General features: G+C 63.7%; 12 protein-coding genes. 8 read left to right on the forward strand and 4 right to left on the reverse strand.

What is annotated here, in order from left to right; all coding sequences use genetic code 11:
- Positions 1–167 precede the first annotated feature (167 nt).
- From garL to AB3X96_RS23850, 3 genes are all read left to right on the forward strand, one after another.
- Positions 168–968 carry a 2-dehydro-3-deoxyglucarate aldolase gene (gene garL, locus AB3X96_RS23840; RefSeq protein WP_368591664.1) on the forward strand — a complete coding sequence of 267 codons (801 nt, stop codon included), beginning with the start codon at positions 168–170 and terminating at the stop codon, positions 966–968.
- Complete coding sequence (locus tag AB3X96_RS23845) at positions 965–1,894, forward strand: 2-hydroxy-3-oxopropionate reductase (RefSeq protein ID WP_368591665.1); 930 nt, start codon at positions 965–967, stop codon at positions 1,892–1,894. The genes garL and AB3X96_RS23845 overlap by 4 nt, the downstream gene beginning before the upstream one ends.
- Before the next feature lie 744 nt (positions 1,895–2,638).
- Positions 2,639–3,025 carry a hypothetical protein gene (locus AB3X96_RS23850; protein ID WP_368591666.1) on the forward strand — a complete coding sequence of 129 codons (387 nt, stop codon included), beginning with the start codon at positions 2,639–2,641 and terminating at the stop codon, positions 3,023–3,025.
- Positions 3,026–3,211: 186 nt separating this feature from the next.
- Here the strand turns inward: AB3X96_RS23850 and AB3X96_RS23855 are convergent, their stop codons facing one another.
- The 3 genes from AB3X96_RS23855 to AB3X96_RS23865 all read right to left on the reverse strand — a co-directional run bounded on the left by AB3X96_RS23855 (position 3,212) and on the right by AB3X96_RS23865 (position 6,542).
- Positions 3,212–4,510 (reverse strand): MFS transporter, encoded by a 1,299-nt coding sequence (locus AB3X96_RS23855; RefSeq protein WP_368591667.1) that lies wholly within the window; start codon positions 4,508–4,510, stop codon positions 3,212–3,214.
- A 45-nt stretch (positions 4,511–4,555) separates the two neighbouring features.
- Entirely contained in the window at positions 4,556–5,353 is a 798-nt protein-coding gene (locus AB3X96_RS23860; RefSeq protein ID WP_176105699.1) for an NAD(P)-dependent oxidoreductase, read from the reverse strand.
- A gap of 367 nt (positions 5,354–5,720) precedes the next feature.
- Positions 5,721–6,542 (reverse strand): alpha/beta fold hydrolase, encoded by an 822-nt coding sequence (locus AB3X96_RS23865; protein WP_176105698.1) that lies wholly within the window; start codon positions 6,540–6,542, stop codon positions 5,721–5,723.
- Positions 6,543–7,072: 530 nt separating this feature from the next.
- Between AB3X96_RS23865 and AB3X96_RS23870 the strand changes: the two genes are divergently transcribed.
- The 4 genes from AB3X96_RS23870 (at position 7,073) to AB3X96_RS23885 (ending at position 10,877) form a co-directional block, all read left to right on the forward strand.
- The gene (locus AB3X96_RS23870) at positions 7,073–8,497 is read left to right on the forward strand and encodes a cytochrome ubiquinol oxidase subunit I (protein WP_368591668.1); all 1,425 of its coding nucleotides are present in this window, start codon (positions 7,073–7,075) and stop codon (positions 8,495–8,497) included.
- 22 nt (positions 8,498–8,519) lie between these two features.
- Positions 8,520–9,524 (forward strand): cytochrome d ubiquinol oxidase subunit II, encoded by a 1,005-nt coding sequence (gene cydB / locus AB3X96_RS23875; RefSeq protein ID WP_368591669.1) that lies wholly within the window; start codon positions 8,520–8,522, stop codon positions 9,522–9,524.
- On the forward strand, positions 9,499–9,696 hold the full coding sequence (locus AB3X96_RS23880; protein WP_176104961.1) for a hypothetical protein: 198 nt from the start codon (positions 9,499–9,501) through the stop codon (positions 9,694–9,696). The genes cydB and AB3X96_RS23880 overlap by 26 nt, the downstream gene beginning before the upstream one ends.
- 437 nt (positions 9,697–10,133) lie before the next feature.
- Positions 10,134–10,877, forward strand: coding sequence for a response regulator (locus AB3X96_RS23885; protein ID WP_368591670.1), 744 nt, complete (start codon positions 10,134–10,136; stop codon positions 10,875–10,877).
- Positions 10,878–10,915: 38 nt separating this feature from the next.
- Here AB3X96_RS23885 and AB3X96_RS23890 read toward each other — a convergent pair whose 3' ends face one another.
- Positions 10,916–12,811: an ATP-binding protein gene (locus tag AB3X96_RS23890; RefSeq protein ID WP_368591671.1), complete on the reverse strand. Its 1,896-nt coding sequence runs from the start codon at positions 12,809–12,811 to the stop codon at positions 10,916–10,918.
- A gap of 397 nt (positions 12,812–13,208) precedes the next feature.
- Between AB3X96_RS23890 and AB3X96_RS23895 the strand changes: the two genes are divergently transcribed.
- Positions 13,209–14,000: a hypothetical protein gene (locus tag AB3X96_RS23895; RefSeq protein ID WP_368591672.1), complete on the forward strand. Its 792-nt coding sequence runs from the start codon at positions 13,209–13,211 to the stop codon at positions 13,998–14,000.
- Positions 14,001–14,257: the final 257 nt, after the last annotated feature.

The following is a 14,257-nucleotide window of genomic DNA, read 5'->3' on the forward strand; positions in this document are numbered from 1 at the left end:
AAACGCTTGTCGGACAGGCTCATTCGGGTTTACACGACCGTTACAACCAAGGGGCTCAGTGCTAATCTGCCATAGTCATACGACGACTTATAACCTCGCATTCTGCGTGGTTTATTGCCGTCGTCGAAGCTTTGTTCCCGATCCATCGTAGTTCGAGGAGACACCGCATGCCCGCCGTCACGCCTTACGAATCCTTGCCCAACCGCTTCCGGCGCGCGGTGCGCGAGGGAAAAACCCAGATCGGCTGTTGGGCATCGCTTGCCAGCCCGATCGCCACTGAACTGCTGGGCACGGTCGGCTTCGACTGGATGCTGCTGGACGCCGAACACGCGCCCAACGACGTGCTCACGCTGATCCCCCAGTTGATGGCGCTCAAGGACAGCGGCAGCGCGCCGGTCGTCCGACCACCGGCTAACGACAGCGTCGTGATCAAACGATTCCTCGACAGCGGCTTCTCGAACTTTCTCGTGCCGTTCGTCGACAGTGCTGACGACGCGGCCCGCGCGGTCGCGGCAACGCGCTATCCGCCGCAGGGCATCCGCGGCGTGTCGGTCGGCCATCGCGGCAACCGCTATGGCACCGTGCCCGACTACTTTGCGCTCGCCAACGACAATATCTGCGTGATCCCGCAGATCGAAAGCCGCAAGGCAGTCGAGGCGATCGACAGCATTCTCGCGGTGGACGGCATCGACGCGGTCTTCATCGGTCCGTCCGACCTCGCGGCATCGTATGGCCACCTCGGCAACGCGAGCCATCCGGACGTGCAGCAGGCGATCGCGCATGTGTTCGAGCGCGCGCGGGCGGCAGGCAAGTCGAGCGGCATTCTCGCGCCGGTGCAGGCCGACGCGGAACGTTATCTGTCGTTGGGCGCGCGCGTCGTCGCCGTCTGCGCGGATCTCGGGCTGCTCAAGGGCGCCGCTCAAGCGGCGCAGAAACACTTCATGCAGAAACCGGCGGGCGAAGCTTGAACGCGGCCGCCACGAAATCTTCGGAGCATTCCATGAAAAAAGCAGGCTTTATCGGACTCGGCATCATGGGCAAGCCCATGGCCGCCAACCTTCTGAAAAACGGCGTGTCGCTGGCGGCGTTCACGCGTAGCGGCGTGCCCGCGGAACTGACGCAGGCCGGCGCCGTCGCATGCGAGAACCCCGCCGCGGTCGCAGCCAACGCGGACGTGATCTTCGTCATGGTGCCGGACACGCCGGACGTCGAGCGCGTGCTGTTCGGCGAGAACGGCCTCGCGAGCGCGCTACGCGCCGGCCAGACCGTCGTCGACATGAGCTCGATCTCGCCGATGGCGACCCGCGAGTTCGCGGCGCGCGTGCGCGAAACCGGCGCCGACTATCTTGACGCGCCGGTCTCGGGCGGTGAAGTCGGCGCGAAGGCCGGCTCGCTGACCATCATGGTCGGCGGCGAACAGGCCACGTTCGACAGCGTGAAGCCCATGTTCGACATGATGGGCAAGAACGTCACGCTGATCGGCGCGGTCGGCGCGGGCCAGGTGTGCAAGGTGGCCAACCAGGTGATCGTCGCGGCGACCATCGAAGCGGTCGGCGAAGCGCTGCTGCTCGCGTCGAAGGCGGGTGTCGATCCGGCGCGCGTGCGTGAGGCGCTGATGGGCGGCTTTGCGTCGTCGCGCATTCTCGAAGTGCACGGCGAGCGCATGACCAGGCGCACGTTCGATCCGGGCTTCCGCATCGAGCTGCACCAGAAGGATCTGAACCTCGCGCTGTCGACCGCGCAGGCGCTCGGCGTGTCGCTGCCGAACACCGCCACCTGCCAGGCGCTGTTCAACGCGTGCGTCGCGCACGGCGGCAAGGCGTGGGACCACTCGGCGATGGTGCGCGCGCTCGAAGTGCTCGCGAATCACGAGATTGGGCAGAAGGCTGCTTGATTTGATGTAGGTTCGAACTCGTTGCAATCGGGTTGTCCGTCGGTGTTCATGTGACCGATGGACGGCTCGATTGCATTTTGCATTTCTGGGGGTCGTGCGAAGTTCGCACGTGATGCCCTTTCCCTCTTCGGGGCCGTAGGGCTCTTTCGCCGCGTGACGCGACACGTTCGTATCGTGTTTGGCGATGGCGACTCCCCGTCCCGTGTCTCCTCGGATTGCCGTCTGCTCCGGTGCGTTAAGCCGCGTGGCTAGTGCATGACCACGAGCGATATGCAGTCAATGACTCGCAGCTCATCGGATTAATGGGACACAAGAATCATCCATCGCCCATTTCCTGTCCCTTTGGTCGACTGCTATCTTGGCGGGGTTCTTGTGCGGAGACAACGGATGACTTCAACACAACCAGAGCCCCTTGACGAAGCCCTAGCGGCTCGATCGCCGTCGGCGTCTATGAAGTCTACAAAGCGGAGAATAAGCCGCAGGAGATCGCCCGCCAAGGCACCATAGCAGCAGCCGGTGCATGGGGTCGATGGGCCGTCGGTACCGGTGCGGTTGCCACCGGCGTGTGTACAGCAACGGCACCTGTCTGCGTGGGCGCGGTGGCGCTCATCGGGGGCATACTTTTCGCCTTCGGCAGTGACATCGTATTCGGTACCGTCTATCAGACGACGGTGCGCCGATAAGGTGGCAGTCACTCAAGCCCAATCACAATGCGATGCTCAACAACGTACGCTGCAGACGCCCATGTTGAAGCCTGATGAAATCGAACGCCGCCTTCCGGTGTGGGTGGCGCTCTCTGAACTCTTCCTTGACACGGAATTCGACGAGATTGCCTGCCGGTACGTCGCAGAAAGACTGCGATGTTCAGGGTTTGAGCTGCAGGAGTTGGAAGACATCCTGCGCGACGAGGTGGCGCCGGCGTTTTGGCCAAATCTCGTCGTGGCTGGCGAATGGAGCGGGTGGAGTCCTGAGGCGGTGCGGGACATCGTCCTAGGTCACCTTGAGAAGCAATCCAACGGCGCGCGCCTGCCGGTCATCGTGCGGCGCAAGTGGCGACAACGGACGATGGAGCCCGTCGCCAGGGATTGGGAAAAGGTCAAAGCAATGCTGATCTCGAGCGTCGCGAGTTAAAACCACACGTCCGCCTCATTCTTGAGGAACTAAAGAGGCTTCTCAGCGAGTAGTTTGTCGCGATGCTCGCGCTGCAATACCCGCATCCGGTCAACCGCATCAAAATCCGCACACAAAAAACGGCACCCACTCGTGGCCGCCGCTTGTTTCGCCGGATCGACCCACTAGAGCCGACCCCCCTTCGCCTTACTTCGCCGCCACCGCATCGGACGATACCCACTGTGGCTCCGGCATCTTCTCCGAACTCCTGGCCATCAGACACACCACGACCGCGGCAATCAGATCGAACACCGCCAGCACGACGAACAGCGGGCTATAGCCGATCTGCGTGACGAGCACACCAAACAACGCGGTGAACGCGGCAGCGCCCAGATACCCCGCCATGCCGCCCATGCCCGTCGCGGTCGCGACTTCGTGCTTGCCGAACATATCCGAGGTGATCGCGTACAGGGCGCCCGACAGCGTCTGGTGCGCGAAGCCACCGACGCACAGCAGCGCCACCGCCATGTACGGGCTCTCGACGAGACCGACGCACGCCGGCCCGATCATCAACAGCGCACCGACCACGAACACCATCTTGCGCGACGTGAACAGCCACACTTTTGCGTACTTGTGAAACAGCGGGCTCAAATAACCGCCGAGCACGCAGCCGATATCGGCGGCGAGGAACGGCATCCACGCGAACATCGCGACTTCCTTCAGGTTCATGTGACGCTCGGTCATCATGTACAGCGCAATCCACGCGTTGAACGTTTGCCAGGCCGGCTCGGACAGAATCCGAGGAATACCGATCGCCCAGAAATCGCGGCTCACCAGCATCGCGCGCCAGTTGCGCTTCGGCGTGTTGATGTCATCGTGATGCTTCGCTTCCTGGCCGCTCAGAATGTAGTCGCGCTCGGCGTTGCCCAGCAGCTTCTGGTTGCGCGGATGCTTGTAGACGATGATCCACAGCAAGCTCCACACGATGCCCGCGACGCCGACGATCACGAACGCGAGTTCCCAGCGGCCGTGAAACAGCGCCCACACGACGAGCGGCGGCGCGAGCAGCGCGCCGATCGATGAGCCGATATTGAACCAGCCGATCGCAACCGAACGCTCCTTCGCCGGGAACCACTCGCTCGTCGCCTTCACGCCAGCCGGAATACCCGCCGATTCGGCGAGTCCGAGGAGACCGCGGAACACCGCGAGGCTGCGCCAGCCCGTCGCCCATGCCGCCGCCGCGCAAGCCACCGACCACGCCAGCGCGAACACCGCGAAGCCGATCTTGGTGCCGATCGTGTCGAGCACGAACCCGGCGACCGGCTGCATGAACGCATAGCAGAGCTGCCACGCCACGACCACGTGCGCGTACTGCTCGGTGGTGATGTCGAGCTCCTTCATCATCGTCGGTGCCGCGACCGACAACGTGTTGCGCGCCAGGTAATTGATGATCAGGCCGGCCGCGACCAGCGCGACCATCCACCAGCGAATACCCTGGATCTTCACTACTCCATCTCCTCGTGATGCATTGCCCGTCGAACTGCCCGGGACTTAGTCCTTGCGCGAATAGTCGATGCCGACGAAGCCGCCGCCCTGGAAGCGCTGGCCCAGTTCATCGAGCGGATTCGGGCGCGACAGGATGTCTTCGGCGTAGTCTTCGGCGTTCTGCTTCGGCTCGTAGCCGAGACGCGCGGCGCCGACGCTGTTGTCCCACCAGCTGCGCGTGTTGGCCGACACACCCCAGATGGTCATGAAGCCGACCTCTTCCGCTTCGATGCAGCGATCGAGAAAATGCATCAGGTCCTTGTGGCCGAACCAGGTGCTCAGGTGACGCTGCTCGGTCGGACGCTCGAGGCAGCTGCCGATGCGCACGCACACGCTTTCGATGCCGTGCTTATCCCAGTACATGCGCGCGAGCGCTTCGCCCCACACCTTCGACAGACCATAGAAGCCGTCCGGGCGCAGTTCGCAGTCGAGGCTCAGATGCTCGGTGACCGGATACATGCCGATCGCATGGTTCGAGCTCGCGAATACGATGCGCTTCACGCCGTTGCGGCGCGCACCTTCGTAGACTTCGACGAGGCCGCGCAGGTTGTTCTCGATGATCTCGGGCAGCGGACGCTCGACGCTCGTGCCGGCAAAATGGATCAGCACGTCCACGCCGTTCAGCAGACGGTCGACGACCGCCGGATCGCGCAGGTCGCCGTTCATCACGTCTTCGCCTTCGACGAGCGGCGTCAGCACTTTCGAGCCAGCGGCCGAGCGCAACGGCACGCCGCGCGCGACGAATTCAGCACGTACCACGGAGCCGAGCTGGCCGCCGGCGCCACTCAGGGCAATCTTCTTCATAGGGGTTCCTTTAACTGCGCCGCGCGCGAGGTCTACAGAGAACAGACAGAGGTTTGAGCGGCCGGCGGATCGCGCTGTGCGCGTCGCATAACACACCCGAGTTGTACGATAACGTACTATCGACGATGAACCAGCGGATTTCAACTCCGCATTTACCCTTAAATTGCATAGGGCCAGTTTCGTAGCCTCTTAAAAAACAAAGACATACGAAATGTCGTGTTCATGTGACATCGTATAACCCGAGCTGCTTTGTTTGTTCGAGAAGTGGATTCGCCTGACGCCCGCGGTCGCCTGGCATCCGGCGCGGGCGGCGTCCATGCGCCGCCCGCGCGGTCAAAAAATCACCTCATTGCGCGTTTCTGACCGCTCAAGCGCCGATGAATTCGAGCAGGTCGGCATTGACCTTGTCGGCCTCCACGGTGCACATGCCGTGCTGGCCGCCCGCATAGACCTTCAGCGTCGCGTTCTTGACGATCTCCGCGGTGCGTCGGCCGGCTGCGTCGATCGGCACGATCTGGTCGTCGTCGCCGTGCAGCACCAGGGTCGGCACGTCGATCTTCTTCAGATCCTCGGTGTAGTCGACTTCGGAGAACTGCTTGATGCAGTCGTACAGCCCCTTGATCGAGCCGGCCATGCCTTGGCGCCAGAACGAATCGATCACGCCCTGCGACACCTTCGCGCCTTCACGGTTGTAGCCATAGAACGGCACGGCCAGATCCTTGAAGAACTGCGAGCGATCGTCGAGGACGCCCTTGCGGATGCCGTCGAACACATCGATCGGCAGGCCGAGCGGATTATCGGCGGTCTTCAGCATCAGCGGCGGCACCGCACCGATCAGCACGGCCTTCGCGACACGCCCCGTGCCGTGCCGGCCGATGTAATGCGCGACTTCGCCGCCTCCCGTCGAATGGCCGACCAGCGTCGCGTCCTGCAAGTCGAGATGTTCGATCAGTGCGGCAAGGTCATCGGCGTAGGTGTCCATCTCGTTGCCGTCCCACGGCTGCTCCGAGCGGCCGTGGCCGCGCCGGTCATGCGCGATCACGCGAAAGCCCTTGCTGCCGAGAAACAGCATCTGCGCATCCCACGCATCGGCGGTCAGCGGCCAGCCGTGCGAAAACACGACCGGGCGACCCTTGCCCCAGTCCTTGTAGAAAATCGAAGTACCGTCTTTCGTCCTGATCGTGCTCATCTGCTGACTCCTTTTCGATGAAGTCTGCCGTCGCCGGCAGGTGGATGAAGCGGAAGCTGCTCACGAAGCATGCGCGCGACGCATGACGGAACGCCGTGCGAATACGGCAATGAATAACCGAACTACGGAAAAGGCCGAATCGTAGGGATAAAAAAATCGCCTGACTAGCGCGCGAGCCGACGAAGTCGGTTTGGATGGATCGATTGTCGGCTGACGACGGGCACCGCTCTCGACCTTGTCGCGCAAGGCCGCGCAACAAGCATTGCTGCAGCGCGGTCGATTGACGCAGCACCTGCAACGACCCACATGCGGCCATGCATCGGCCGCTAAAAGAAACTCGAGACTCATCAACGGCTTGCCTCATCGATTAGCGTATTTCGCATAAAACAAGGCGGTTTTTTGACGCACAGCGCATTGCAACACATTTTGTTTCGATCCCCTACTCTTGCGCCATCTGCCCCGCGCAGTGCGCACCGATATCGGTCGATGCGCGTAATTCCGCTCACGCGGCCATCACGCACAACAGGATCATGAACTCGGCACTATCGGCATTCGATCTCGCGCGCATTCAATTCGCGTTCACGGTTTCTTTTCACATCGTTTTCCCCGCGCTCAGCATCGGTCTCGCCAGCTTCATTGCGGTTCTCGAATGGCGTTGGCTGAAAACCGGCAAGGCCTACTACAAAGATCTTTGTCTGTTCTGGTCGAAGATCTTCGCAGTGGCCTTCGGCATGGGCGTCGTCTCCGGTGTCGTGATGGCCTATCAGTTCGGCACCAACTGGTCCGGCTTCTCGAGTTTCGCCGGGCCCATCACCGGTCCGCTGCTGATGTACGAGGTGATGACCGCATTCTTTCTCGAAGCGGGCTTCCTCGGCATCATGCTGTTCGGCTGGCAGCGCGTGAGTCCGCGCGCGCACTTCGGCGCGACGCTGATGGTCGCGATCGGCACGCTGATCTCGACCTTCTGGATTCTCGCGTCCAATAGCTGGATGCAGACCCCGCAGGGCTTCGAGGTCGTCGACGGCCATGTCGTGCCGCTCGACTGGTTCAAGATCATCTTCAATCCGTCGTTCCCGTACCGGCTCGCGCATATGGCGCTGGCGGCGTTCATCGTCGCGGGGCTGGTGGTCGCGGCGGTCGGCGCGTGGCATCTGCTGCGCGGCCGACGCGATCCCGCCGTCAAGAAGATGTTCTCGATGGCGCTGTGGCTGCTGCTGATTCTGACGCCGATCCAGGCATTCGTCGGCGATCAGCATGGCCTGAACACGCGCGAATATCAGCCGGCGAAGATCGCGGCGATCGAAGGCATCTGGGACACCGAAAAAGGCGGCACCGCGCTGAACCTGTTCGGCATCCCCGACATGACGGCCGAAACCACGCACTACGCGGTGTCGATCCCGCACCTCGGCAGCCTGATCCTCACGCATAGCTGGGACGGCGAAATCCGCGGGCTGAAGGAATTCCCGCCGCAGGACCGGCCGGATTCGGCCGTAGTGTTCTGGAGCTTCCGCATCATGGCCGGACTCGGCGTACTGATGATCGCGATGTCGATCGCGGCCTGGGTGCTGCATCGCCGTGGACGTCTGTTCGAAGCGAAGTGGTTCCAGCGGCTGTGCGTCGCGATGGGGCCGAGCGGCTTCCTCACGCTGCTGGCCGGCTGGGTCACCACCGAAGCGGGCCGTCAGCCGTGGGTCGTCTACGGCGTGATGCGCACGTCGCAGGCGGTGTCGCCGCTGACCACGCAGCAGGTCGGTCTGTCGCTGATGACGTTCGTGGCCGTCTACTTCCTCGTGTTCGGCACCGGCATCTACTACATGCTGAAGCTGATGCGCTCGGGTCCCGCACTGCCTCGCGGCAAGCCGCACGACACGCCGCACGACAAGCCGCAGCCGATGCCCGCGCAGACCGCACGCCGCCCGCTGTCCGCCGCCGATCAGATGATCGACGTCGTCTAACCCACGCTACGAGAGAAAGAATATGGACGTAACCGTCGTTTGGGCCGCGATCATCGCGTTGGGCCTTTTCATGTACGTCGTGCTGGACGGCTTCGACCTCGGCATCGGCATCGTCTTTCCGTTCTTCCCCGACGAGAAAGAACGCGATCTGATGATGAACACGGTCGCGCCAGTATGGGATGGCAACGAAACCTGGCTCGTGCTCGGCGGCGCCGCGCTGTTCGCGGTGTTTCCGGTCGTCTACTCGACCGTGCTGTCAGCGCTCTATCTGCCGCTCGTGTTCATGCTCGTGTGCCTGATCTTTCGCGGCGTGTCGTTCGAGATTCGTGCGAAGTCGCGTCGCACGAGGCACCTGTGGGACCTCGCGTTCATCGGCGGCTCGGCGGGTGCGACGTTTTTCCAGGGCATCGTGCTCGGCGCTTTCCTGCAAGGTATTCCGGTCGTCGATGGCGCGTATGCCGGCGACGCGTTCGGCTGGCTCACGCCGTTCAGCCTGCTGACGGGCCTCGGGCTCGTCGCGACCTACGCGCTGCTCGGCTGCTGCTGGCTCGTCGCGAAGACCGAAGGCGACCTGCAGCGCCGGCTGCATCGCGTGGTCTGGCCGCTGACGCTGGTGCTGCTCGGCTTCATCGCGCTCGTGAGCCTGTGGACGCCGCTGATGGATGCGGGCATCGCGCAACGCTGGTTCCATGACGGGATCTTCTATCGTCTGCTGCCGGTGCCGTTCCTCGTCGCGATCTGCGCGTTCTTCATGCATCGCGCGGTGCGCGCGCGCCACCACAGCACGCCGTTCGTGCTCGCGCTGGCGCTCGTGCTACTCGGCTATCTCGGGCTGCTGGTGAGCCTGTGGCCGTACGCGATTCCGTCGAGTCTAACGCTATGGGAAGCCGCCGCGCCACGCACGAGCCAGACGTTCACGCTGGCCGGCGCGGCGGTGATCCTGCCGATCATCGTCGCTTATACGACGATGGGTTACTGGGTCTTTCGAGGTAAGGTGCGTCATGGCGACCAACATCACTATCACTGAAAAGCTGAGTGTCCGCGCTTCGGCTCCCACTGCCAATGCGGCAGCGCCCGGCCGCAAGCTGCCGGGCTGGCTCTGGTTCATCGCGCTCTGGTGCTTCGGCGTGGCCGCGGCGATGTCGCTCGGTTTCGCCTTCAAGCTTCTGATGAAAGCGACGCTGTTTGCGGTCAGATAGCGGCGCGCGAACCCGTGTCGATCCGGTGGGCATAATCTCCCGGATCGCGCGCCAGCGCTTCAAAAAGGCTGCGCACGGCTCGTCTACGTAGCAAGCCGGAACCTATGCGCGGGAGACCTGCCTTAACATCACGAAGCGCATCGAACGATGCCGGCAGCCGGCCACGCGCGTCCCAGCCCTGCTGAGCGACGCGCGGCACGGCAAGGGAGCGGGACCCTGGTGAGCTGGAACGATGCCGGATGCGAATCGCAGAACGAGAGAACGGCAATCGGATCGGCTCGTCCGGGGTCCCTGGGATCGACCAAGAAGCGCGGAAGACCGGCCATGATGTATGTCATGAGTACCGCAGTTATTTACGCTGCAAGTGCGCAGCCCGCAACGGCGGAATGTGCATCGGCGGCAGCCCTCAACGGACTGGCTCGACTCGCGGAGACATCATGAAGTTTCTTGTAGCCGATGACCATGAACTGATCCGGCAAGGCGTCAAAGGCATGCTGCGCGGCTTCGATCCCGACGCCCAGTTCGACGAAGCCGACAGCTGGGAAACCCTTGCGACCGCCGCGCGCCCCGACGCCAATCACGATCTGGCGATCGTCGATCTGCATATGCCGGGGATGAGCGGCGCGACGTCGCTCGAATCGCTGCTGAAGGCGAATCCGGCGCTGCCGGTCGTGGTGCTGTCCGCGGAGGAATCGCCCGACGAGATGCGCGCGGTGCTCGCGGCCGGCGCGCTCGGTTTCGTGCCGAAGCGCCAGCCCGCCAGCGTGATGCTGAAGGCAATCGAACTGGTGCTGTCCGGCGGCGCTTATGTGCCGATGGAAGCGCTGAGTCTGCTCGGCACGCGCGAGACGCAGGCGGCCGGCTGCGCGGGCGCAGAAGCGGATGCATCGGCAGCAGCGCCGCCCCCGAGCGCCGCCGCGCAGACCGAACCTCTCAGGCCGGTGCCGTCGCTGCAGCCGCACCAGCAGCATTTGCTGGAGAATCTGTCACCGCGTCAGCAGGACATCATGCGGCTCGTGCATCGCGGCTGGACCAACAAGATGATCGCGCGCGATCTCGGCGTCGCCGAGGGTACCGTGAAGGTGCATCTGTCGGTGATCTTCCGCGCGCTCGGCGTGCATAACCGCTCGACGGCGATCGCGGTAATCAATGGATGGCTGGAGGCGGGGAAAACGCTGTAGCGCTGCGCCGCAGCGCCAACCGTCGCTGATTCCCGTTGCTAAGGCTGCGTTTCGCTTTGCGCCCCGGAGCCCGCTTCCGTTTGCGGCGAGCCGCTCCCCGCGCGCGACTGCGCCGAACCGACCTGTGCCGCCCCATCTCCCAACACTACTGGGCCCGCCAGCCGCCCCTTGTCGAGTTCCGTCTGCTGCCACAGCATTTCCAGCGTGCGCCGCAACCGCGCCGGCGTCACCGGCTTGTGCAGCACTGGAATTCCCTGCAACGCGAGCGCTGCCAGCTCCGCCGACGCCATATCGCCGGTGATCAGCAGCGTGACCACATTGCCGTGCCCCTCGCGCGCGAGCGCGCCGCGCATCGCGCTCAGCGCCTGCGCGCCGGTGCGACGATTGGCGAGCTGGTAGTCGCACAGCACCGCGTCGGGCACGAAGCCGTCCGCCAGCGCGGCGAGCGCACCGGCCTCGTCGCGCACGCCGCGCACCTCGCAGCCCCAGCGCTCGAGCAGGCTCGCGAGGCCTTCGAGTATCGACGGCTCGTCGTCGATGCACAGCACGCGCCGCCCCAGCGAAGCCGGGCCGCCCGCGACCGAATCGTTCAGACTCGCGACGATGCCGCTCGCGTCGCCCGCCTGCACCGCAAAGCGAAACACCGAACCGCGCCCCGGCGCCGAGCGCAGCTGCAACTCGCCGCCGAGCAGGCCGACCAGCCGCTTGACGGTCGGCAATCCGAGCCCATGCCCCTGACGCGCGTCGCGCTGCGGATTCTCGACCTGGTAAAACTCCTCAAAAATGCGCTGATGCTCCTCCGGCGCAATGCCGACGCCCGAATCGCGCACCTCGATATAGCCGCCCTTTTGTCGCCCCGCGCGCCGGAAGCCGAGCCAGATCGCGCCTTGCTCGGTATAACGCACCGCGTTCGACAGCAGATTGCTGAGCACGCGCTCGAGCAGCACGGGATCGTCGTAGACGACCATCGAAGTCGGCGCGATGCGCAGCGCGAGCCCCTTCGCCGCGGCCTGCGGACGATACTGGCTGCCGACCCGCTCGAACAGCTCGGCGAGCCGGAAGTGCAACCGGATCACCTGGGTCACCCCGCTTTCTAGCCGCGCGAGATCGAGTACCTGGTTGAACAGCTGATTGAGCGCCTCGACGTTATAGACGATGTGCCCGGCCGTCTTCGCGTGCTGCGCGGGCGTCGCCGCCGGGTCGTTCAGCGACGCCGCAAGAAGGCCGATCGCATGCAGCGGCTGGCGCAGATCGTGGCTCGCCGCCGCGAAAAAGCGCGTCTTCGCGAGACTCGCTTGCTCGGCGACGCGCTTTTGCGCGGCCAGCGATTCCGCGAGGTACTGCTGATCGACACGCGCCTGCACGACCTGGCGAAACAGCTTGCGATAGCTCATCGCATAGACGTTGATCGCGCAGAAGAAGAACGCGAGCACGATCGCGAGAATCGTGCGATCGAACGTATGCGAACCGAAATGCAGCACGATCGACGGCAGCAGCAGAAACGGAATCGACGTCGAAAAATTGAGGAGATCGAACCCATTCGACATGAACACGCCGGCCGCGAGCGTCACCAGCAGCACGGTATGCAATAGCGGCAGATCGGTTTGCGGACTCTGGAACGCGAACCACACAGCGAAGCCCGGTCCGCTGTAAAGAAGCACGCCGCGCAGCGCGTGCAGATAGATCCAGTCGCGCGGCGACGCCAGCTGCGGGTAGCGGCGATTGCAAATCCACAGCGCGAGGCCCGCGCAATTGGCGAGCGCATAAAAAACGAAGCACGCGATAAACAACGGCGGCGCCGGCACATGCGGCCAGTAGATCGCCACCAGCACCGCGATCGAAAACCAGTGCGAAAAGAACGCGATCGGGTCCTGCGCGTAGAGCACGCGCACAAGGTCTTCGTCGATGGCACGCTGGATAGGGTCGGCCCGCATCGGGCGGTCTCCTCTGTCGATCGGCGTTAGCGCTATAGCGCCTGCTCCGATCCCACGCAGTTTGATCGCGGGGGCATGGCAACTGCGTTGAGACGAAGCACTGACCAGGCGGCGGTGCTCCGGGAAAGCCGCGGGTCGAACCGGGCGACCAAACGCGCCGCCCGCGCGGTTCATTCTACGGCGAATGCGCACGCTTCAGACGAATCGTCAGCAATCCGTCAGAAGGTTTACCCGGGAGTTTACCCATCAGCTAACACTTCTTCCATATAGGCGAAGGCCTTGCCGCGAACCATACTGCATTCACGTTTCAGCGCGGCATCACAGGCAACTTCCCCCCGCTTCGCGGCCCACGCGCCGCGGCTCACCGCGCTCCCTGCCAACCGTGACGGAGGTTTCCATGGGCGCAGTCCCGAGCTACGAGTTCGCCCGCCAACTCGACGACGCGATCCTGCCCGACCTGTGGCGCAGACGCACGCGGCTCTCCGCGGACGAGATGGTGTCGATGGTCGAACTGGTCAAGCGCGCGTTGCGGACCTATCACCCGCTCGAATTGCAGGCGCTCGGCGAGGACAAGGAAGAATTGGTCGCGCAGTTCATCTACGCGAAGGTGTTGCGCCTCGCGCCCGGCCACACCGAAACGAACGCCTGCGCCGACAGCGCGCCCTCCAACAGCTACGCAGTGTGCGCGTATTTCCGCCGCTATCTGATCGACTGCCTGCGCAGCGCGTGCCATCAGCGCAACGTGTCGATGGAGACCGAGGGCGTCGCGCAGGAAATCGATCTGCACGCGCACGCGCTCGAAGACCCGGTGGAAAGCGTGCTGCTGCAATACGGCCTCGACGAACAGCAGGTGCGGCGCGCGGCGCGCGAGTTCATCGAAGGGCTCGACGAACCCGAGCGGATCGTGCTGGCCGGCAGCCTCGGCTGGTGCTCGGAAGGCAAAGGCGGGCTTTCGGCGGTGGCGGCGCAGCATCGAGTGCCCTCTTATCACTATCGCGCCGTCAAACTCGGCGTCACGATGAAAAAGACGGCCGGCGCCGCGGAATTTTCCAACACCAAGATCGGCCGCTGGCTCACCGACGCGCTCGGCATCGAGATCGACGTCGACAATCGCGCGGCGATTCTGGTTGCGCTGAATCTGCTCGCGGCGGAATCGAGCGATAGCGAATTCAATGAAGTGGCCGCGTAATAGTTCGGAGAACCAACAGGCCATATAAGAAGCGGAGTAAGAGCGCATGCCCGTACGGCCGGGCACACCCGGCAATGGCCGGCCGGTCATGCCGCCCTGAACGTCGCACGCTACGACTTCCGCGCGCCCCTTCATGGCGCGCATTTTTTGCATTCGCTTTTTTTGCAGCGATATTCCGCCTACGATAAAAAAGCTGCCGCAGCACGCCGTCTTTGTTCCGAAGCCGCGCTTCCTTTCCCCGCATCCGATTCCAGACG

It is taken from the genome of Paraburkholderia sp. BR13439, assembly GCF_040948805.1.
GTDB lineage: Bacteria > Pseudomonadota > Gammaproteobacteria > Burkholderiales > Burkholderiaceae > Paraburkholderia > Paraburkholderia youngii.

Bases quoted from the DNA above. Each gene is read 5' to 3' on its own strand.
- AB3X96_RS23860 (WP_176105699.1), bottom strand. From the start codon at position 5,353: ATGAAGAAGATTGCCCTGAGTGGCGCCGGCGGCCAGCTCGGCTCCGTG.
- AB3X96_RS23865 (WP_176105698.1), bottom strand. From the start codon at position 6,542: ATGAGCACGATCAGGACGAAAGACGGTACTTCGATTTTCTACAAGGAC.
- AB3X96_RS23850 (WP_368591666.1), top strand. From the start codon at position 2,639: ATGTTGAAGCCTGATGAAATCGAACGCCGCCTTCCGGTGTGGGTGGCG.
- AB3X96_RS23885 (WP_368591670.1), top strand. From the start codon at position 10,134: ATGAAGTTTCTTGTAGCCGATGACCATGAACTGATCCGGCAAGGCGTC.
- garL (WP_368591664.1), top strand. From the start codon at position 168: ATGCCCGCCGTCACGCCTTACGAATCCTTGCCCAACCGCTTCCGGCGC.
- cydB (WP_368591669.1), top strand. From the start codon at position 8,520: ATGGACGTAACCGTCGTTTGGGCCGCGATCATCGCGTTGGGCCTTTTC.
- AB3X96_RS23895 (WP_368591672.1), top strand. From the start codon at position 13,209: ATGGGCGCAGTCCCGAGCTACGAGTTCGCCCGCCAACTCGACGACGCG.
- AB3X96_RS23870 (WP_368591668.1), top strand. From the start codon at position 7,073: ATGAACTCGGCACTATCGGCATTCGATCTCGCGCGCATTCAATTCGCG.
- AB3X96_RS23880 (WP_176104961.1), top strand. From the start codon at position 9,499: ATGGCGACCAACATCACTATCACTGAAAAGCTGAGTGTCCGCGCTTCG.
- AB3X96_RS23890 (WP_368591671.1), bottom strand. From the start codon at position 12,811: ATGCGGGCCGACCCTATCCAGCGTGCCATCGACGAAGACCTTGTGCGC.